The sequence below is a fragment of the Mycolicibacterium arabiense genome, from assembly GCF_010731815.2.
In the GTDB taxonomy this organism is placed as follows: domain Bacteria; phylum Actinomycetota; class Actinomycetes; order Mycobacteriales; family Mycobacteriaceae; genus Mycobacterium; species Mycobacterium arabiense.
Map to the genome: position 1 here is coordinate 3849189 of NZ_AP022593.1, position 20278 is coordinate 3869466.

A 20278-nucleotide genomic window follows, 5' to 3' on the forward strand; every position below is an offset into this window, starting at 1 on the left:
TCCGATGATCGACTCATCATGACAACCGCCACCACCGCCGATCTGGTCGCTGCCTCGACAGCGGCAGGCACCGCCGTGCTGGCGTTCAACGTCATCACCCTCGAGCACGCCGAGGCCATCGCTCGCGGTGCCGAGGCAGCGTCCTCCGGCGTCATCCTGCAGGTCAGCGAGAACACCGTCCGGTTCCACGGCGGCAACCCGGCACCGGTGCTGGCAGCGTGCGCGGAGGTCGCCGCGGCGGCATCCGTGCCGATCGCCCTGCATCTGGACCACTTCACCGAGCCGGCGCTGATCGATGCGGCCATCGACATGGCGCAGCGATTCGCCGTCAGCTCCATCATGATCGACGCCGCGCATCTCGACTTCCGCGACAACGTCGAGCAGACCGCGCGCTATGCAGACGCCGCACGGCAACGGGGACTGTGGGTGGAGGCCGAACTGGGCGAGGTCGGCGGCAAGGACGGCGCCCATGCGCCCGGCGTGCGCACCGACCCGTCGGAGGCCGCAGACTTCGCGTGCCGTACCACCGCCGACGCGCTTGCGGTCGCCGTGGGAAGCAGTCACGCGATGACCACCCGCGACGCCGCGATCGACCTGGACCTGACCGCGAGACTGGCTGCGGCCGTGCCCATCCCGCTGGTCCTGCACGGCGGATCGGGAGTATCCGATGAGCGACTTCGCGCCGCGGCGCACGCCGGGCTTCGCAAGCTCAACGTCGGCACCGCGCTGAACATCGCCTTCACCGGCGCCGTCCGGGACGAGCTGGGCATGCGGCCCGACGCCGTGGACCCAAGGCCCTACCTCGCGGCCGGCCGGGACGCGATCGCGACGACGGTCACCCGGCTCTGCCACGTCGTCGGCGAGGAGACTCGACCATGAACCGCACGACGGCCCTAGGGCACCTGGCCGAGACCATCGGACGGCACAAGGCCGGTGATCCCGTCGGCGTCTACTCGGTGTGCTCGGCACATCCCGTCGTCATCGAGGCGGCGATCGCCCAGGCCGCCGACGACCAGACCTACGTGCTCGTCGAGGCCACGTCGAACCAGGTGGACCAGTTCGGTGGCTACACCGGGATGCGCCCTACCGACTTCCGCGACATGGTGTTCCGCATCGCCGACGAACGCGGATTCCCCCGCGACCGCGTCGTCCTCGGTGGAGACCACCTCGGTCCGAACCGCTGGCAGCGCACGCCGTCCGACGAGGCGATGGCCAACGCCGACGAACTCATCAGAAGCTACGTCGACGCCGGCTACACCAAGATCCACCTCGACTGCAGCATGTCGTGCGCCGACGACCCCGCCGTCCTCGACGACGCCGTGGTCGCCGAACGCAGTGCGCGCCTGCTGCGGATCGCCGAGGACACCGGGAACCGCATTGGCGGCACCGCGGCACTGTCCTACGTCATCGGCACCGAGGTGCCCGTGCCCGGCGGCGCCCACGAGACGCTCGACCACGTCACCCCGACGACACCCGAACGCGCCCGCCGTACGCTCGCCGCGCACCGCGAGGCCTTCGCCCGCGTCGGACTGGACGACGTATGGCCACGGGTCGCCGCACTCGTCGTGCAGCCGGGCGTCGAGTTCGACCACCTCAAGGTCGTGGACTACGAACGCTCGGCCACCGCCGACCTGCGCCGCGTGCTCGACACCGAGCCGAACCTCGTGTTCGAGGCCCACTCCACGGACTATCAGCGGACGCAACAGCTTCGAGAGTTGGTCGAGGACCATTGGGCAATCCTGAAGGTCGGACCCGGTCTGACGTTCGCGTTGCGCGAGGCGTTGTTCGCGCTCGCGATGATCGAGGACGAGATCGTTCCGTCGTCGGACCGGTCGGATCTCGTCGACGTGGTGGAACGCCGCATGCTCGAAGATCCCGGCTACTGGGAGAACTACTACCACGGGACCGAGCAGGAGCAGCGGATCGCGCGCCGCTTCAGCTACAGCGACCGGCTGCGCTACTACTGGCCAGACGAACGCATCGAGACCGCGAGGCGCACGCTGATGTCGAACCTCGCCGCGGGAATCCCGCTCCCGCTGATAAGCCAGTTCCTGCCCGACCAGTATCGACGAATCCGAGACGGCAGCCTGTCGTCGGATCCGCACCACCTCGTGATCGACCGCGTCCGCGACGCACTGCGCCCCTACGCGCAGGCGTGCCACCCCACTGATAGCAACGGAGCCACTCTTGCCTGACATCCCCGCCCAACACGACGGCGGCGCAACGATTCTGGAGATCGAGCAGCAGCCCGACGCGTGGCGCGAAGTCGCTCGACTGATCGACGAACGGGCGACCAGCTTCGTCGGCGGCCTCGTGGCGCGGCCCGATCTGCGGGTCATCCTCACCGGTGCGGGCAGCTCCGCATTCGCCGGGCACATCGTGGCGCCGGCGCTGCGACACCATCTGAACCGCCGCGTCGACGCGATCGCGACCACGAGCATCGTTTCCAATCCGCACGATCACCTCGAGCGCGAAACCCCCACGCTGGTCGTCTCGTTCGGCAGGTCGGGCAACAGTCCGGAGAGCGTCGCGACGACCCGGCTCGTCGATGAACTCGTCGACGACGCCTGGCATCTGATCCTCACCTGCGACGGTTCCGGTGAACTGTCGCGCACCCACTCGGATCGCGACGACTCGTTGGTCGTGCTGATGCCCGAGCGCACCAATGACACCGGATTCGCGATGACGTCGAGCCTGACGTCGATGATGCTGGCGGCGCTGCTGCTGCTCGGGCCCGCCGACCACCGGTCGGTGGAGGCGCTCGCCACCGCGGCCGAGGCCATGTCCGCACGGCGCGACGACATCCGCGCGCTGGCTCGCACCAAGCGCAACCGCTTCGTCTACCTCGGGAGCGGCGCTCTCGAGGGGCTGGCACGGGAGTCTGCACTCAAACTGCTCGAGCTGACGGCCGGTGAGGTGGTCAGCTACTTCGACTCCTCGCTCGGGTTCCGGCACGGCCCGAAGTCCGTGCTGGACGCGGACACGCTCGCGGTGGTCTATCTGTCGACCGACGCGTACACCCAGCAGTACGACCGCGACATCGTCACCGAGATCCGCGGACAGCTCGGCGACGACGCAGTGGTCGCGATCGGCCCGGACGGCGCTGCCGACGCCGCGTGGACCATGCCCGTCGCCGGGCTCGGTGACTCGCTCGCCGCCGTCGCCTACCTCGTCTTCGCCCAGTACCTCGCGCTGTTCACCTCGGTGGAGTGGGGCAAGACGCCGGACAACCCGTTCCCGTCCGGCGAGGTGAACCGCGTCGTCGAAGGCGTCACGATCCACCCGCTACCCACAGAGGGCAGGGCGTAGGCCATGGCCCGGTATCTCGGGGTCGACGGTGGCGGATCCAAGACCGCCTTCGCGATCATCGACGACTCCGGTCAGGTACTGGGCCGTGCGAACACCGCCACCTCGTACTACTTCAGCGAGGGCTTCGACGTGGTCGAGCGCCGGCTGCGCGAAGGCGTAGATGCGGTGTGCGAGATCGCAGGCGTGCAGGCCTCCGACGTCGACGCTGCGTTCTTCGGCATCCCTGGCTACGGCGAATCGAGTGCGGACCTCGCGCGCCTCGACGCCGTGCCCGCCGCGATCCTCGGTCACGACCGGTACACCTGCGACAACGACATGGTGTGCGGGTGGGCCGGGTCCCTGGCGGGTGAGGACGGCATCAACGTCATCAGCGGCACCGGGTCCATGACGTACGGCGAGCGGGCCGGCGTAGGGCGGCGCGTGGGCGGCTGGGGTGAACTCTTCGGTGACGAGGGCTCGGCGTACTGGGTTGCCGCACAGGGGCTCAACGCATTCAGCAGGGCCAGCGACGGACGCGCCGCCCGCGGTGCGCTGTATCAGGCCATGCGCCAGCGGCTCGACGTGACGAGTGACCTCGACGCGGTGAGTCTCGTCATCGACACCTGGCACGGGAACCGCTCGGCCATAGCCGATCTCGCGAAGGTAGTGTCCGCGTCGGCGGCGGACGACCCCGTCGCCGACGGGATCCTGGTCGCGGCCGTCGACGAACTCGTCGGCCTGATCGAGACCACCCGCGTGCTCGTCGGCTTCATCGATGACGACCTCGTGCCGGTGTCCTACTCGGGCGGAATGTTCACGGGTGAGAGGTATCTCGGACTGTTCCGGGACGCCCTGGAGCGGCTGCCCGCGAAGTACGACCTCCGCCGCCCGGTTCTCGACCCGGCACTGGGCGCGGCGCTCTATGCCGCCAAGAAGAGCGGACACCCGCTCACCCCCGAAGCGCTTGCAGCACTAGCCACCCAATGAAGAACAGAGGCGACGTCATGACCGATTCGACTACACAGGGGCGCGGTACGCGCAGCTGGATCTTCTATGCCGCACTGCTGGTGCTCTTCTGGGGTGTCTGGGGTGCGACGTCGGCGCTGCCGGCGACCAAGTACGGCTACCCCGACGAGATGATCTACAGCATCTGGGCGCTGACCATGATCATCCCCGCGATCTTCGCGATCCGCGGCCAGCGCTTCGACCGGCGACCGCAGGCGACGATCTACGGCCTGCTGATCGGGCTCACCGGCGCAGGCGGGCAGCTCGTCCTCTTCCAGGCGCTGACGATGGGGCCTGCGTACCTGATCTTCCCGATCGTGGCCGTGTCGCCCGCCATCACGGTGATCATGGCCATGGTGCTGCTCCGCGAGCGGGTCACCAAGCTCGCCGCACTCGGCCTGGTGGCCGCGCTGGTGGCGATCGTCCTGTTCAGCATCACCAGCGGTGAGGAGGACGTCTCCACCGGTCCGTGGTTGATTTTGGCGATCATCATCTGCGTGGCATGGGGTGTGCAGGCCTTCTTCATGCGCAAGGCGGCGACGATCGGCGTCAACGACGCCACCACCTTCGGCTGGATGGCGATCACCGCGTTGGCGCTGGTTCCGGTCGCGCTGTTCTCCCTCGGTGGCATACCCACCGACTTCCCCTGGGAGGCACCGGTGTTGACGGCCGGTACCCAGCTGCTCAACGCCGTCGGCGCACTGTTCCTGGTGATGGCGCTCAGCCGTGGCAAGGCCTCGATCGTGGCGCCGACCACCAATGCGCTCGCGCCGTCGCTGACCATCGTGCTCTCGCTGGTGATCTACCAGACGCTGCCGACTCCGTACGGTGCGGTTGGCATCGTGCTGGCCCTGATCGGTTCGACGCTGATGGTCTACAGCGACGAGAAGAGGGGCGAGGCGGTCACCGAAGGAGCGATCGCGCCTGCGGCCGAGCGCGCCGAACGCTAGCTCATCCGGCGCAGCGTGTCCGAGTCGAGTTCGGCGAGCGAGGCGACGCCGGCGAGACCCATCGTGATGTCGAACTCCGCGATGAGGTTCTCGAGGACCTGCTGAACGCCGAGGCGCCCGGCGATGGCCAGGCCGTAGACGTGCGGCCTGCCGACGGCGACGGCGTCGGCGCCGAGGGCGAGCGCCTTGAACACGTCGGCGCCGCTGCGGATGCCGGAGTCGAGGATGACGCGGGCCCTGCCGTCCACGGCGGCGGCCACGTCGACCAGGGCGTCGGCAGCGCCGATCACCGAGTCGACCTGCCGCCCACCGTGATTCGACACCAGGATGCCGTCGATGCCCATGTCGACGGCACGTCGGGCGTCGTCGGGGTGCAGGATGCCCTTGAGGATGATCGGCAGGCGTGTGCGCTCGCGTAGTCCGGCGATGTCGTCCCAGCACAACGAGGGCCGCGAGTACGTGTCGAGGAAGGTCTCGACGCTGGCCCGCGGAATCGGCGAGGTCAGGTTTCGTCGAAAGCTGCCGGGGACGTGGCGGGCCATCGAGAACAGCGTCTTGATCGCGCCGAGGGTCACCTCGACGTCCGGCCGCTGTCCGGCGGCCTTCGCGGCTGCGACGCGGTCGCGCACCGACGCCATGAACGCCGAGTCGGACGTGTACTGCGCGATCCCGACGGCGCGGGTGAACGGTAGCGATCCGAGGTTGAGATCTTGTGGGCGCCAGCCGAGTTGGGTGGTGTCCAGCGTGACGACGAGGGCGTCGGCGCCCATCGTCTCGGCTCGGTGCACGAAGCTCTCGACCACGGCTTCGTTCGTCGACCAGTACAGCTGGAACCACCGCGGTGCCGCGTCGGCGCCCGAGGTCTGCGCCACCCGGTCCATCTCGGCGGCGACGTCCTCCATGGGCGCCGAGCCTTGATTCGAGAAGATGTAGGGCACGCCGACAGTGGCTGCGGCTGCGCCGATCTCGACGTCGGCGAGTGGGCGCACCAGACCGGCTGCACCCACCGGGGCGACGAGCACGGGGGCGGGCAGGCGCCTGCCGAACAGTTCGGTGGTCAGGTCGCGCAGCGAGGTGTCGCGAAGCATGCGCGGCACGATGGCCCACCGGTCCAGCGCTGCGCGGTTGCGGTCCATGCCGGTGCCTTCGCCCGCGCCTCCCGCGACGTAGGCCCAGGCCTGCTTCGACATGCGCTTGCGGGCGGCTCGTTCCAGCGCGGTGAAGTTCGTGGGCACCGCGGGCCGGTGGCCGAACACGCCGGCTCGGTAGATGGCCTCCTGGCGCTCGCGACCAGGATGCGGCACGGGCTCTGGTGACGTCATCGTCGCCACGGTAGATGATCGGCCTGTGAGGGTGCCTGCCAGATCACTAGGATCAGTTGATGGCACGGCCTCCCGAGTTCGACCGCGCAGAGGCGCTGACCGAGGCCCTGCACCTGTTCTGGGAGCGCGGGTACGACCGCACGTCCATCAGGGACCTCACCGGTGTCATGGGGATCTCCGCGCCGAGCCTGTACAACTCGTTCGGCGGCAAGAAGGAGCTGTACGAGGAAGCGGTCGCCGAGTACGAGCGCTCACCGGCGGTCGTCGTGGGCCAGGCGATTGGCGAGCCCACCGCACGTGACTTCGTGGAGAAGCTGCTCGATGCCGCGGTCCGCGAATACGGCAGCGACGAGCACCCTCGCGGTTGTTTCGTGATCTCCGACCCGCTGCTCCACGAGAACCGCCAGCTGGCTCGCAACGCGATCCACGACAGGTTGCGCCGGGCGGTCGAGGTAGGCGACCTGCCGGATGCGACCGACGTGGAGGCGTTGACGGACTACCTCGACGTCTTCCTGCGCGGCCTGTCGTCACGCGCCCGCGACGGCGCCGACAAGGCGACGCTACGGGCGGCAGCGGACGTCGCGCTGCGCGCCTGGCCCAGCGGTCTCTGACCACCCGGTCCGAACATGCGTCAAGCCGACGCCGAAGTGATCGGCGCCGGCTCGACGATGAGTCGGTGTGATCTAGCCCGTGCCCACGCACACGCCGCCGGCGCATGCTTCGGCACCACCGGGACCTGCACCTGCGCCCGCACCCGGGACGCCTGCAGAGGCTCCACCCGGTCCGGCACCGGCACCGCCGCCGGGCACCTCCGCGGTGGCTCCGCCGGGTCCTGCGCCTGCGCCTGCGCCGGGCACACCCGCGGACGCGCCGCCGGGTCCTGCGCCTGCGCCCGCACCCGGGACGCCGGCCGTCGCGCCACCTTCACCGGCTCCTGCACCCGGCGCCGGGGCACCCGAAGGTGCCGGGGCGGGCGCGGGGCTCGACGGCGTGGTGGTCATGGTCGTTGCCGACGTCGTGGTCGAGGTGCTGGTGCTCGAGGTGGAGGACTCGCTGCCGCTGTCGCTTCCACCGCAGGCCACGGTCATGGTGCTCACGGCGAACGCCGCGGCGATGGCCGCGGTGACGGAGAGTCGACGGGAAGTCCGTTTGTCGGTCATGTCAGCGCTGGCTCCTGTGTCTAGGGGGAAGTACTTGAGCTTGTTACCCAACCTTCGTACTTTTCATGCGCCGCGGATGGCGGGCGGGTTCGCCGTTACGCGGCCGGAGGCCGGTCTCCGTTTCGTTGAGGCGGCGGTCGTCGGCGATGCGTTGCGCGCGGTCCTGGGCGCGGGTGCGTTGGCGGCGGGGCATGGTGAGGCCCTTGTTCGTCTGTGCCCGTGCTCGTTCGGTTTCTTCGGTGGTGATCGTGACCGGCGCGGTGGGCGCGCAGAGGCTCGGGAACAGCAGCTTGCTGCCCGGCTCGGTGGTGTACGTCTGGCCCCGTGGCGAAGTCCAAATGATGGTGCCGTCTGGGAGCTGTCGATCGCGCCACCCGTTGGGCCCGCCCCAGAAGGTCTTCAAGAGGTGGTGTCGACGGCATAGGCATTTGAGGTTCGACGCACAGGTCGGTCCAATCGGCCACGCGATGGTGTGGTCGATGTCGGTGTTCGTGGCTGGTTCGCTGCAGCCGGGGAAGCGGCAGGTGAGGTCTCGACAGCGGACGAATTCGGCGAGTCGGCGCGATGGGGCGTAACGGGGTTCGGGTGGTGCGTCGCCGGGGTGGCAGACCTTGCGGACCTTCGCGGTGAGCGCGAAGCGGCGGGCCAGGGCGCCGGGGAGGAACGGGCCGCCGAGGATGGCGCCGGCGCGGGTGGCAGGGGATTCGCACTTGGCATGAGCGGCTGCTCCGCCGGAGACGGGCGTGTCTGGTGTGTCGCCAGCGTTGCTGCCCAACTCTGGTTGGTCCGCGGCTTCGGCGTCGGGTTCAGCGCCGGCGTCTGGCGAGTCATGGGTACTGCAAGCATCGACTTCGGGATCACTACCGTTGCCGCCCAACTCATCCCACGTGGTGATCTCCGAGAGCGGCCGGTCGTACAGCGGCTCCAAGTCACCGTCGAGCGCGGCGTCTTGAGCCTTCGCGGCGTCGGAGGTCTCGTCGAGGGTGTCCTCGTTGACCACGACGTAGACCACCGCATTGCCCTTCGGAGGTGTGGTGGGGCCCGGGCAGTGGTCGCTACCGCACAGGCAGGGCAGGTAGTCGAGTGCGTGGGTGATGGAGTGGACCGCATCGGCGCGACGCTGCTCGACCGTCCGCGGATCGCCCGGGCACACGGTCGAGGCCAGGAGGTTCAGGCGCTTCTCGAGGGCCTTGCCGTGGGTCGCGACCAGGGTGCCGAACATCGTGGCCGTGCCCGAGCCGTCGTAGTCGAACTGGATGTTGCGGCCCTTGGCCACGAGCTTCGTGCGGTACACCCCGTGCGGGTCGTGCTCGGCGACGATGGCATCGATGGCGGTGTTGAGCTTGTCCTCAGACATCGGCGCCCAGCCGGTCAAGACGTCGGCGAAGGCCTTGTCAACTGCTATCTGGGCGTCCCGGTCTCGCACCAGGGCGGTACGAGCGGTGATCGCCGAGACCACCCGGTAGGACACCAGCCCGTCGGCGAATAGTGCCGCCACGCGAGGCAGCCGGTCTCGCAGCGCAGTCGCAATCAACAACTGATGCGACGCCGCGCCCTGGGTGATGTTCTGCTCGGCGCCAATCTCCGCGGCGACCGCCCCCCAGTTGTCCAAGTACCACTGCTCCCGATCCGCGGACCCGTCGGCGGCATAGGCCTGATCCAAGAGCACGACCATCGCCGCGAGGCGGCGGGCCGTGGCGGCGGCCTCGACCCGCGCCCAATCCCCGACGGTGCAGGAGGGCCCGAAGGCGGTGACTAACTCTTCGAACATGCTTTCGAATTTACGGAGACGCCGCAGCGGTCGACAGGCCACGAACGCGAGAAACGGCGGATCTGTGGATGAATGCTGCACTGTGGATGAACCGATCCGCCAAAGATCAAGATGTCGGACCCCCGGTGTAGTGAGCGTTCACCGCAGGTTTGCCAAACACGACCGTGGTCAATATCACTGCCCATGACGGCGCTCGGCGATGCTCTCGGATGGGTCAAGCATCAGGTGTCGTCGCGAGTGCCCGAGGCGAATCTCGACCAGCGGGACGCCGACTACATCCGCGAGCAACTGCCCGGGTTGTGGCTGCTGGCCTCGCTGTACTTCCGGGCCGACGTCCGCGGGCTCGATCGCATCCCGGCCCAGGGCCCGATACTCATGGTCGGCAACCACAGCGGCGGCAACCTGCCGCCCGACACGTTCGTGTTCACGCTCGCGTTCTGTTCCTACTTCGGGGTCGAGCGGCCGTTCTATCAACTGGCACACAACCTGGTGGTGTCGATGCCGGGGCTCGGGTCGCTACGGAAGTTCGGCACCGTCGCCGCCAACCACGACAACGCAACCATGGCACTGAAGTCGGGCGCCGCCCTGCTGGTCTACCCGGGTGGTGACTACGAGGTGTTCCGCCCGTCGTGGAAGCGCCACGAAGTCGACTTCGGCGGACGCAAGGGCTACGTGCGGCTGGCCCGAGAAGCCGGCGTGCCAATCGTCCCCATCGCCAGCGTGGGCGGACAGGAAGCAGCGCTGTTCCTCGACCGGGGACAGTGGCTGGCGAAGCTGCTGATGGTCGACAAGCTGGCACGTCTCAAGAGCGTGCCCATTCTGCTGGCGCCACCGTGGGGTCTCGCGGTCAGCGACATGGTGCCCAGGCTCCCGCTGCCCACGAAGATCGCCATCGAGGTGCAGGAACCGATCAGCATCGAGGACATCACGGACAAGGACGACGACGCCATCAACGACGAGGTGCTCGCCCGGCTGCAGGCCGGCGTGGACCGGCTGGCGGCCGAACGACGATTCCCGGTGCTCGGATGAGGCTGCAGCGCAGCGTCATCGCCGACGTCGACCAGAACGCGGTGTGGAAGCACGTCAGCGACCCGAACTGCTACCCCGAGTTCATGGCCAGCCTCGAACGCTGGGAGACGGTCACCGAGGGACCCGTCGGCGTGGGCTCGCGCTACACCGTGCACTGGAAGGTCGGCTCCGTGCCGATCGGCGGGGTCATCGAGATCGTCGAGTTCGACGAGGCCCGCGACCTCGCCTGGATCGGCATCACGGGCGTCACGATGCGGGGCCGATTCCGGCTGCGGGACCACGGTGACGGCCGCACCAAGATCACCTTTCGGCTGGCCTACGAAGCGCCGGGCGGTGTCCTGGGCCTCGTGGCCGACTGGGTCGCCGCGCGCCAGGTCGGCCGGATCATGAACGAGACGGCGAAGCGGCTCAAGGCGCTCGTCGAGTCCTGACCGCCGGACCGTTTGAGCGCGTGCGTAGCGGCTATCTTGCCGAACGTCCGACTGGCTCCCGGCACGCGGCGTTGCGCACCGGCTCACGCATCCGAGGTGCACGATGACCAACACCGACCCGCCCCGGAGCGAAGGCGCTTCGCTCGTGCCAGGGACGGTCGTCGCCAGGCGCTACCGACTCGTCACCATGCGCGGATCGGCGCCGCGTCTCCAGTTCTGGGAGGCCATCGACGTCCCCAGTGGCCACCACGTGGCGCTGACGCTCGTCGACACCGCTGGGGTCATGCCCGTCGAGCAGGTCAACGAAGTCCTGTCGCGGACCTCGCGGCTGCGTGGCATGCACGTCGTGGGCATCGCGCGCGTGCTGGACGTCGTGCACACCGGCGCCTTCGGCGTCGTCGCATGTGAGTGGGTGCACGGCGGGTCGCTCCGCGAGGTGGTCGGCACCTCGCCCTCGCCGTTGGCGGCTGCGGCGGCGATGGAGTCGCTGATCGTCGCGGCCGATAGCGGGCACCGGGCCGGCCTGGTGCTGGGCATCGACCACCCCGACCGGATCCGCATCAGCACCGACGGCCATGCCGTCCTGGCCTTCCCCGCCACCATGCCCGACGCCACGCGCGACGAGGATCTGCGCGGCATCGGCGGCGTCCTGTATGCGCTGCTGGTCGATCGCTGGCCTCCGCAGGACCCGATGCCCGACGGGTGGACGGCCGCCGATCTCACCCCGGCGGGCTGGCCGACCGAGCCGGCGGAGATCGACCACGGCATCCCGTTCCTCATCTCGAGTGCGGCTGCAGGTCTCTTGCGGCCCGGCAGCGGAATCGGTTCGGGTGGAGACGTTCTGGGGATGCTTCGCCAGGGTCGAGCCGCCGCCGAACCCCAGTACCCGGGCGACGGCCCCGTCGGCCCGCCGACCATGGAGCCCCGGCCCGGCGGCTACGCGGGCTTCCGCAACGTCGACACCGCAGAGCGGGAGGTGCAGGCGCGTCGGAAGCTCATGACGGCAGTGCTCGTCGGGGCGGCGGTGATGTTCGTGATCGCCGTGGCGTCGCTTGGGGTGAGCATCAACCGCATGCTCGGCGGCCCCGACGACATCGCCATCAACGCCGATCGGCTCGGCCTCGTTCCCACCACACTTGCCGACGCGCCCCCGGTCGCACGCGAGGCCGCAGCAGCCGGAGCGCCCATCACGCCGGCCGCGGCCGCCGTCTTCTCACCCGACGGGTCGCCGGACAACCCGGGGGCGGCGGGCCAGGCCGTCGACGGCGATCCCGCGACCGCGTGGGCGACCGACCGGTACTTCGACGCCGATCCCTTCCCAGCGTTCAAGCAGGGGGTGGGGCTGCTCCTCGAGATGCCGCGGCCAGCCAACCTCGCGGCCCTGACGATCGACGTGAAGGGCAGCGGCACCGTGGTCGAGATCCGCAGCGCCGACGGTCAGCCCGGCAGTGTGGCCGACACCAAGAAGCTGGTCGACGCCACCACGCTGCAACCCGGATCGAACCGCATTCCCGTATCCACGGACGCGCAAGTCTCCACCGTGCTGGTGTGGATCACCAAGCTGGGCAGCACCGACGGCGACAACGTCGCCGAGATCTCCGAGATCAAGGCGTTCACCACGGCACCCGCCTGAACACGAGCGTGCGACACGTTTCGGTGATGGGGTGCCGGGTAGCCGCGCTGACATGGCTGAATCAACGAAGCGCGCACTCATCACAGGGGCATCGAGCGGCATCGGTCTCGAGTTGGCCAAGCTGTTCGCCGACGACGGCTACGACCTCGTCATAGCAGCCGACGAAGCGGAAATACACGTTGCTGCGCAGGAACTCTCGGGCCGTGGCGTGGAAGTCGAGGCAGTCGAGGTCGACCTACGTACCGGTGACGGTGTGGCCTCGCTCTATCAAGCCGCCACCGACGGTGGGAAGGTCGTCGACGCCGTGGCGCTCAACGCCGGGGTGGGGCGGGGAGGCCGATTCGTCGACGGTGACCTCGCCGACGATCTCTCGATCGTCGACCTCAACGTGCGGTCGACGGTGCACCTGGCGAAGCTGGTGCTGCGGGACATGGCCGAACGGGGAACGGGGAAGGTGCTGTTCACGTCGTCCATCGCGGCGACGATGCCCGGCTCGAACCAGGCGGTCTACAACGCGTCGAAGTCGTTCGTCCAGTCGTTCGCCGAAGCGGTGCGCGACGAGATGCGGGACAGCGACGTGACGGTGACGTCGCTCATGCCCGGTCCGACCGACACGAAGTTCTTCCAGCGCGGTGGCCTCGAGGACACCCCGCAGGCGCAGGTTCGCGACGACGCGGCGAAGGTCGCGCGGCAGGGGTACGACGCGTTGAAGCACAACCGGCAGAAGGTCGTTGCCTCCTCGCCGATGTCGAAGGCGATGGGCGTGATGAACAAGTTCACACCCGACGCGATCAAGGTACGGGCCAACCGGCTGATGGCAACGCCGATGGGCCGCAAGTGACCCGATGAATGCGCGTGGCCGCCAACGGGTAGGCCACGGTAGTCGGCGCGGGAAAACCACCACGAAGGGAATCAGTCATGCCAAATGAATTGCAGGGCCGCAAGATCGCCATCCTCGCCGCAGACGGCGTCGAGAAGGTCGAACTGGAGCAGCCGCGGGCCGCGGTGCACGACGCAGGCGGACAGACCGAGTTGCTTTCGCTGGAGTCCGGGGAGATCGAGGCGCGCAACCACGACCTAGAGCCGGCGGGAACCTTCCCGGTGGACCGGGTCGTCGGTGATGCCAGCGTCGAGGAGTTCGACGGCCTGATCCTGCCGGGCGGCACCGTCAATCCCGACAAGCTGCGTCTCGACGAGACGGCAGTTGCGTTCGTGCGCAACTTCGTTCAGTCCGGCAAGCCCGTGGCCGCCATCTGTCACGGGCCGTGGACGCTCGTCGAGGCCGACGTGGTGCGAGACCGGACGCTGACGTCGTACCCCAGCATCCGCACCGACCTCCGTAACGCAGGCGCCTCGGTGGTGGACCAGGAGGTCTGCATCGACGGCAACCTGATCACCAGCCGGTCACCGAAGGACCTGCCCGCGTTCTGCCAGGCGATCACCGATCAGTTCGCCAACTCGCCTGCCCACACCTGACGCTGGCGCGGTACCGCAGGGGTGACTGACCGACCTCGCGTTTGAATGCGGTGCTGAACGCGCTCTCCGACGAGTAGCCGAGATCGGCTGCCAGTCGGCCGACTCGCACGTCACCTTCGCGCAGTGCTCGTTGAGCGAGTAACACCCGCCAGCGGTGCAGGTAGGTCAACGGGGGTACGCCGGCCGTCGTGCGGAAGCGCTCCGCGAACGTCGTCCTAGACATGGTGGCCGCACGCGCCAGATCGTCGAGGCGCCAGGGCCTTCCCGGCTCGGCGTGCATCTGGAGCAGTGCGGGCCGCAACCGGTCGTCCGACGCGAGGCGCAGCCATCCGGGCGGCAACTCCGCCTGGTCGACATAGGCCCGCAGCACCTCGAGCAGAAGCAGTTGCACGTACTGCCGAATGGCGAAGGCCGACCCGATCCGGTCGGCCGTCACCTCGTCGAAGAGCCGGTACAGCGTTCCGCGGAGATTGGTCGCCTCGGCCGCCGATGCCCGTACGTGGGCAACCGGTGGCAGCGCCTGCAGCAGGATGCGGCCCGCCGGGTTGAGGTGAATGCGACCACCGATCACGACGTCGTCGCCATCGCGGTAGGCGTCGAGAACTCGGACCGAGTCGAACCGGGCGTCGGGCCGCACCTCGTGAGCCGGGCCCTCGCCTGCCCCGCCACGGAGTTCCATCCACGATCGGCCGTTGAGCAGCACTACGTCACCGCCCTCGAGTCGGATCGGCTCGTCGACGGCGTCGGCGGTCAGCCACGCACGCCCGCTCAGCAACGCGATCAACTTCAGCGGCCCGTCCACCGCGCCGCCGGATACCCACGGGCCGCGCGCAGCGAAGCCGCCGGACACGACGCCGCTCACCTCGACGAGGTCGAACACCTCCGACAGCTGGTCGTTACTCACATCCGTACTATCGCGAAGAAAGACAGGACTTACAACCATTCACAGTCCGGTACATGCCGCGCAGTTTGGATACATGACACAGCAACAGCCCCTCGGCACCAGGTTCACCGCAGCATCCACGGCCACCGACGTCCTCGACGGCGCCGACCTCTCCGGCACGAACGTCATCGTCACCGGCGGCCACGTCGGACTCGGACTCGAGACCACGCGCGCACTGAGCGCCGCGGGCGCCTCGGTGACGGTTGGCGCGAGGCATCCCGACCGCGCTGCTGCCGCCGTCGCGGACCTGCGGAACGTCGACGTCGGTCAGCTCGACCTGCTGAATCCGCCGTCGATCGACGACTTCGCGAACCGGTACCTGGGTTCCGATCGGCCGCTACACGTGCTGATCAACAACGCAGGCATCATGGGCGGGCCACTGGTCCGGGACCAGCGCGGCTACGAAGCGCAATTCGCGACCAACCACCTCGGCCACTTCCAGCTGACCACGGCGCTGCTGCCCGCACTGCGCGCCGCGGCAGGCGCCCGCGTGGTCAACGTGTCCTCCGGTGGCCACCACCTCTCCGACATCCGCTGGGACGACCCGCACTTCACCACCGACTACGACGGCATGGTCGCCTACGGCCAGTCCAAGACCGCCAACGTCCTGTTCGCCGTCGAACTCGACCGGCGGTGGGCCGGCGACGGCATCCGCGGCTACGCCCTGCACCCCGGAATCGCCTACGGCACCAGCCTCGGGCCGTCGGTCACCGACGAGGAGCTGCGTGCCATGGGCATCCTCGACGACGAGGGCACGCCGATCATCGATCCCCACCGCGAGTTGAAGACACCCCAGCAGGCGGCGAGTACCAGCATCTTCGCGGCGACCAACCCGCTGCTCGCCGACATCGGCGGCGTCTATCTCAAGGACAACGACGTCGCACCGCTCGACCGCGCGTCGTTGACCACGGGGTTCGGGACCGAACCGATCGTGATGTCGGGAGTGGCCCCACACGCGGTCGACCCCGAGTCCGCGCGCCGACTCTGGGACCTCAGCGAGCAGCTGCTCAGCGCTTAGTCCGCGCGCCCGACCAGGGCCGTTCGTTCCTCTCGCGGCGGGCTGTCTCGTCGGCCTGGTCCTTGGCCCAGAAGTCCTCGAACTTCTCCCCCGGATGGACGTTCGGCATGCGGTTCATCAGCCGGCTCAGCCATCGCGGCGGTGTCGCGGGCTCCCACTGCGGGAACGCCGAACTCAGTGCCGCCATCGTCTTGAGCACCACGAAGACCCCGAAGAACGAATCGGGCGCGTCGGTCACGGCGATGGCGACGAAGCCAAAGATGAGCGTCAGGTGCACCACGATCACCCGGCTCAGCCCCCTGTTGGCCATCTGCTCCATCTGCCAGAACGACCACCGGCGCAGAGTCGACAGGTCGACCAGGAAGTCCAGGACGAGGAACGCCACCACGCCGAGGCACCCGAGTGCCACGCTGCGCCAGTCGACTACGGCGAAGCCCGCCTTGCCGTTGTGGCTGAGCAACAGCAGGATCATGCCGAGGAACACGGCGTGGGCGGCGCTGAACACCATGGTCACCATCAGGAACCCGCTGACGAACGACGACGTGCTCCCCGAGCGGCGATCGGTGCTCGGCGCGTCGTACCGGAAGTGACCGTGCCGGGGAGCCCACCTCTGCTGCAACAGCACTCGGGCCGCGATGAAGAGGCACGCCGCGACCGTCTCGAACCAGTAGACCGCGAGCGTGGTGGCCCCCGACCAATCTTGGGCGAACCAGCCCACCACCGGGATGGCGATCAGGGCCAGCTGGGCCGGCAACTGGATGAACCGGTTCACGGCGACATCGTCGCACGGCCGAACGCGGCATCTGTCGCAGTCGTGACACCTCATCACGACCGCATCGCCGCAGGCGGTCCTGTGGTAGACACTCGCTATGTTCGCGTGGAGCAGCCTGGACGAGCGCCGGTGCCCGACGATCGTCTGCTGAGTCCCGGTCTGACCTGCTGGCGCGTGGCGCAGGCGGGCCAGTTCGCTCCCATCGTCGACGGCGCCGACTACTTCCGGCACGTGAAGGAGACGATGCTGCGGGCCCGGCACCGAATCATGTTGATCGGCTGGGACTTCGACGTCAGGGTCGATTTCGAGCTGGGTGAGAAGACGTTGCGCGGCCCCAACCAGCTCGCTGCCTTCCTGCACTGGCTGCTGTGGAAGCGGCCATCACTGCGGATCTACATGCTGAGATCGAACCTGCGGCTCCTGCCTGCGTTCGACGGCATGTGGTACGGGGTGGCGCCTGTCTCGCTGGTCAACCAGTTGAGCGCCAAGCGTCTGCATCTCGCGATGGACGGAGCACATCCGCTCGGTGCCGTCCACCACCAGAAGATCGTGGTGGTCGACGACGCCGTGGCGTTCTGCGGTGGCATCGACCTGACCATCGACCGGTGGGACACCAGCGATCACCTCCGGGAGAATCCCCTGCGCAAGACGCGGGGCCGCGAGTACGGGCCGCGCCACGAGGTGGCGGCCGCCATGGACGGCGAGGCTGCTCGCGCTCTCGGTGAACAGGCCCGCGAGCGCTGGCAGACCGCGACCGGTCGCTCCCTGCCGGCGATCAACGTCGAGCACACGGTGTGGCCCTACCGGCTCAAACCCGCACTGCGCGAGGTCGACGTCGCCATCGCTCGGACCCTGCCGACGCTGGAGAGCCGTGACGAGGTGCGCGAAGTCGAAGCGTTGAACCTCGCGGCGATCGCCGCGGCACGGCACGCCATCTACCTGGAGAACCAGTACCTTGCGGCCCGCGATCTGGTCAACGCCCTCGCCCGCAGGTTGAGGGAGCCCGACGGCCCCGACGTCGTGATCGTCCTGCCCCGCAGCAGTGAGAGCAGGCTGGAGCAGGAGGCGATGGACAGCGCACGTGCTCGTCTGCTCCAAGTCCTCTGGGCCGCAGACGAACACGGCCGGTTGGGGGTGTATTGGCCGGTCACCGAGGGGGCCAGGCCGGTGTACGTGCACTCCAAGATCGTGGTGTCCGACGACCGCCTGCTCCGGATCGGCTCGTCGAATCTGAACAACCGGTCGCTCGGCTTCGACAGCGAGTGCGACGTCGCCATCGAGGCGCGCCCGGACGTGGAGGGCGACGACGAGGTCCGCCGCGTCATCGCAGGCATGCGCAACCGACTGGTCTCCGAGCATCTTGGAGTGTCACAGGATGCATTCGAAGCCGCACTGGCCGAACGGAAGTCGTTCTTCGAGGCCGTGGAGAGTCTGCGCGGGAGTGGCCGCACGCTGCGAAAGTTCACCCGGCACATGGTTTCCGGTGAGATGAGCCTGCTGGCGGAGAACGACTTCATGGACCCCGACCACGTGCCCCGGTCGTTGAGCGCGAGCCTGCAGCGCTTCATCGCGGGGCTGGCGCAGCGGCCCTGACATGCGGGAGGAGGGCGCGGTGGCAGCGCCGCAGCGGCCGCTGGTCGACCGGGTCGTGCGCCACGGTGCCGTACACCGAGCAGCGAAGACGGGCTTCGTCGTCAGCGGGATGCTGCACCTGCTCATCGGCTACGTCATCACCAGGATCAACCTGGGGCGCGGCGGGCACGCCGACCCGTCTGGCGCATTGGAGACGGTCGCGGCGCGCAGCGACGGAGTGGTGATCCTGTGGGCCGTCGCGGTCGCACTCGTCCCGCTCACGGTGTGGCGTCTGACTGAGGCATTGCTCGGTCTGCATCCGGCGGAGGGCGGCAGGGATCCGCACGACGCGAGCGTCGCCAGCAGGCTGAAGGCACTGGGCCTGCTGGCCGTGTACTGCGGCGTCGGGTACACCACGGTGCGATTCGCCGTCGGCAGCCGTCAATCGAGCAGCGAACAGAACGCGGGCCTGAGTGCCATTCTCATGCAGACGGGGCTGGGCCGGGTCGCGCTGGCCGGGGTCGGCGTGGTGGTGATGGTCGTCGGCGGCTACTTCGCCTACAAGGGAGCGTCGCGGAACTTCCTGGGAGACCTGACGACGCCTGGCAATCCGATGATCGTCGTCCTGGGCGTCTACGGGTACGTGGCCGAGGGGATCGTGCTGTGCCTGGCCGGTCTGCTGGTGATCGTCGCGGCGATACGCGTCGACCCGCAACAGGCGACCGGTCTCGATGCCGCCGTCAAGGCGCTCGGCGCGACGCAGGCCGGCAGTGTGTTGTTGGCGTTCGCCGCACTGGGATTCGCCGCCTACGGCCTGTACAGCTTCGCGCTGGCCCGCTACGCACGGATGTGATCACCAAACGCGTCGTGTGGGCGACCATCACGTCGTAGGCCGGCTAGTTGTGATGTCCAGGGAGGTTGGTCAGCCGGGTGACCGGTGGGCGGCCTCCGAGGGCGGAGTGGGCTCGGTGGTGATTGTAGAAGTGCAGCCAGCCTGGTAGCGCGGTGTTGCGTTGTTCGGTGGATTCGTAGAGTCGGGCGTAGGCCCAGCCGTCGGCCAGGGTTCGGTGGAATCGTTCGATCTTGCCGTTGGTTTGCGGTCTGTAGGGACGGGTTCGCTTTGGGGTGATGTGCAGTTCGGTGCAGGCGTCGCGCCAGGCGTAAGAGCGATAGGCCGATCCGTTATCGGATAGGACCCGCTCCACGGTGACGCCGCGAGCGGCAAACCACATCACGGCGCGTTGCAGTACGGCGATCGCGGTGGCGGCTTTCTCGTCGAACTGGACTTCGGCATAGGCGATCCGTGAATAGTCGTCAATCACAGTGTGCACGAACGCTATTCCGATCCTGGGGCGATAGTGCGTTGATTGGCCGCCACGCTCGCCGGTGCGGTGGCCGGTAGCGATGGCGTTGCGTTTGCTTTGTTGTCTGCCCACGAACCTGTGGCCGCCGCCGTCGGGGATGTTGGCGAACTTGGTGACGTCGACGTGGACGAGCGATCCGGGATGAGGGTGTTCATAGCGGCGCAGCGGTTCCCCGGTGACGCGGTCGATGTAGGACAGTCGGTTGACCCGGCACCGAGTCAACACCGCGTGCACAGTCGAGGCCGGCACTCCGAGCCGTCCGCCGATCTGCACCGGTCCCAACCGCTGTCGCCATCGCATGTCCACGATCCGCCGCATGACTAGAGGCGCAGTCTTGGTCGGACTGACGTGCGGGCGCGAGCTGCGATCGACCATCCCGGCCGGGCCCTCGGCCCGGTACCGGTCGGCCCACTTCTTGGCGGTTCGCGGAGCGACCATGAACAACTTGGCCGCGGCGGCGTAGGTCCAGCCGGTCTCAACGACGAGCCGAGCAAGCCTCAATCGAGCGCGCGGGGTCAATGCAGCATTAGCGTGGGACACGAAG

At 68.5% G+C, this 20278-nt stretch carries 20 protein-coding genes; 14 read left to right on the forward strand and 6 right to left on the reverse strand.

The genetic code is table 11. The features are described from left to right. Positions 1-18 precede the first annotated feature (18 nt). From G6N61_RS20095 to G6N61_RS20115, 5 genes are read left to right on the forward strand one after another with little or no spacing between them, the layout of a single operon-like run. The gene (locus G6N61_RS20095; protein WP_163920272.1) at positions 19-879 is read left to right on the forward strand and encodes a class II fructose-bisphosphate aldolase; all 861 of its coding nucleotides are present in this window, start codon (positions 19-21) and stop codon (positions 877-879) included. Continuing rightward, complete coding sequence (locus G6N61_RS20100) at positions 876-2195, forward strand: D-tagatose-bisphosphate aldolase, class II, non-catalytic subunit (RefSeq protein ID WP_163920273.1); 1320 nt, start codon at positions 876-878, stop codon at positions 2193-2195. Before G6N61_RS20095 ends, G6N61_RS20100 begins: the two co-directional genes overlap by 4 nt. Further along, complete coding sequence (locus G6N61_RS20105) at positions 2188-3309, forward strand: SIS domain-containing protein (protein ID WP_235887205.1); 1122 nt, start codon at positions 2188-2190, stop codon at positions 3307-3309. The genes G6N61_RS20100 and G6N61_RS20105 overlap by 8 nt, the downstream gene beginning before the upstream one ends. Positions 3310-3312: 3 nt before the next feature. Then, the gene (locus G6N61_RS20110) at positions 3313-4275 is read left to right on the forward strand and encodes an N-acetylglucosamine kinase (protein WP_163920275.1); all 963 of its coding nucleotides are present in this window, start codon (positions 3313-3315) and stop codon (positions 4273-4275) included. Positions 4276-4292: 17 nt separating this feature from the next. Next, positions 4293-5243, forward strand: a complete 951-nt coding sequence (locus G6N61_RS20115) for a DMT family transporter (RefSeq protein WP_163920277.1) — start codon at positions 4293-4295, stop codon at positions 5241-5243. Here G6N61_RS20115 and G6N61_RS20120 read toward each other — a convergent pair. Then, on the reverse strand, positions 5240-6565 hold the full coding sequence (locus G6N61_RS20120) for an alpha-hydroxy-acid oxidizing protein (RefSeq protein ID WP_163920279.1): 1326 nt from the start codon (positions 6563-6565) through the stop codon (positions 5240-5242). The two genes, G6N61_RS20115 and G6N61_RS20120, sit on opposite strands and share 4 nt — an antisense overlap. A 59-nt stretch (positions 6566-6624) precedes the next feature. On the opposite strand from G6N61_RS20120, the gene G6N61_RS20125 reads away from it, so the two are divergent. Beyond that, on the forward strand, positions 6625-7176 hold the full coding sequence (locus G6N61_RS20125) for a TetR/AcrR family transcriptional regulator (RefSeq protein WP_163920281.1): 552 nt from the start codon (positions 6625-6627) through the stop codon (positions 7174-7176). 72 nt (positions 7177-7248) lie between these two features. Here the strand turns inward: G6N61_RS20125 and G6N61_RS20130 are convergent, their stop codons facing one another. Continuing rightward, positions 7249-7725: a hypothetical protein gene (locus G6N61_RS20130; protein ID WP_179973493.1), complete on the reverse strand. Its 477-nt coding sequence runs from the start codon at positions 7723-7725 to the stop codon at positions 7249-7251. A gap of 43 nt (positions 7726-7768) precedes the next feature. Next, positions 7769-9496, reverse strand: coding sequence for an HNH endonuclease signature motif containing protein (locus G6N61_RS30935; RefSeq protein ID WP_163920283.1), 1728 nt, complete (start codon positions 9494-9496; stop codon positions 7769-7771). A 183-nt stretch (positions 9497-9679) separates the two neighbouring features. On the opposite strand from G6N61_RS30935, the gene G6N61_RS20140 reads away from it, so the two are divergent. From G6N61_RS20140 to G6N61_RS20160, 5 genes are all read left to right on the forward strand, one after another. Continuing rightward, positions 9680-10525: a lysophospholipid acyltransferase family protein gene (locus G6N61_RS20140; protein WP_163920285.1), complete on the forward strand. Its 846-nt coding sequence runs from the start codon at positions 9680-9682 to the stop codon at positions 10523-10525. Next, complete coding sequence (locus G6N61_RS20145) at positions 10522-10956, forward strand: SRPBCC family protein (RefSeq protein WP_163920288.1); 435 nt, start codon at positions 10522-10524, stop codon at positions 10954-10956. The genes G6N61_RS20140 and G6N61_RS20145 overlap by 4 nt, the downstream gene beginning before the upstream one ends. 103 nt (positions 10957-11059) lie before the next feature. After that, positions 11060-12589, forward strand: coding sequence for a protein kinase family protein (locus tag G6N61_RS20150; RefSeq protein ID WP_163920290.1), 1530 nt, complete (start codon positions 11060-11062; stop codon positions 12587-12589). A 52-nt stretch (positions 12590-12641) separates the two neighbouring features. Beyond that, a complete protein-coding gene (locus tag G6N61_RS20155; RefSeq protein WP_163920292.1) occupies positions 12642-13430 on the forward strand; it encodes an SDR family NAD(P)-dependent oxidoreductase in 789 nt (262 codons plus the stop codon). A gap of 77 nt (positions 13431-13507) precedes the next feature. After that, positions 13508-14065 (forward strand): type 1 glutamine amidotransferase domain-containing protein, encoded by a 558-nt coding sequence (locus G6N61_RS20160; protein WP_163920294.1) that lies wholly within the window; start codon positions 13508-13510, stop codon positions 14063-14065. Here G6N61_RS20160 and G6N61_RS20165 read toward each other — a convergent pair. Further along, complete coding sequence (locus G6N61_RS20165) at positions 14028-14969, reverse strand: AraC family transcriptional regulator (protein ID WP_163920296.1); 942 nt, start codon at positions 14967-14969, stop codon at positions 14028-14030. The genes G6N61_RS20160 and G6N61_RS20165 overlap by 38 nt on opposite strands. Before the next feature lie 73 nt (positions 14970-15042). On the opposite strand from G6N61_RS20165, the gene G6N61_RS20170 reads away from it, so the two are divergent. After that, a complete protein-coding gene (locus tag G6N61_RS20170; protein ID WP_163920298.1) occupies positions 15043-16026 on the forward strand; it encodes an SDR family NAD(P)-dependent oxidoreductase in 984 nt (327 codons plus the stop codon). Here G6N61_RS20170 and G6N61_RS20175 read toward each other — a convergent pair. After that, on the reverse strand, positions 16016-16798 hold the full coding sequence (locus tag G6N61_RS20175; RefSeq protein ID WP_163920300.1) for a DUF6498-containing protein: 783 nt from the start codon (positions 16796-16798) through the stop codon (positions 16016-16018). The genes G6N61_RS20170 and G6N61_RS20175 overlap by 11 nt on opposite strands. Before the next feature lie 129 nt (positions 16799-16927). Between G6N61_RS20175 and G6N61_RS20180 the strand changes: the two genes are divergently transcribed. Both G6N61_RS20180 and G6N61_RS20185 read left to right on the forward strand, forming a co-directional pair. Then, positions 16928-18391 (forward strand): phospholipase D-like domain-containing protein, encoded by a 1464-nt coding sequence (locus tag G6N61_RS20180; protein ID WP_163920303.1) that lies wholly within the window; start codon positions 16928-16930, stop codon positions 18389-18391. Between the two features lies 1 nt (position 18392). Next, entirely contained in the window at positions 18393-19223 is an 831-nt protein-coding gene (locus G6N61_RS20185; RefSeq protein ID WP_163920305.1) for a DUF1206 domain-containing protein, read from the forward strand. A 43-nt stretch (positions 19224-19266) separates the two neighbouring features. On the opposite strand, the gene G6N61_RS20190 is transcribed toward G6N61_RS20185, so the two are convergent. After that, the gene (locus tag G6N61_RS20190; RefSeq protein ID WP_163916602.1) at positions 19267-20274 is read right to left on the reverse strand and encodes an IS481 family transposase; all 1008 of its coding nucleotides are present in this window, start codon (positions 20272-20274) and stop codon (positions 19267-19269) included. Between the last annotated feature and the right edge of the window lie 4 nt (positions 20275-20278).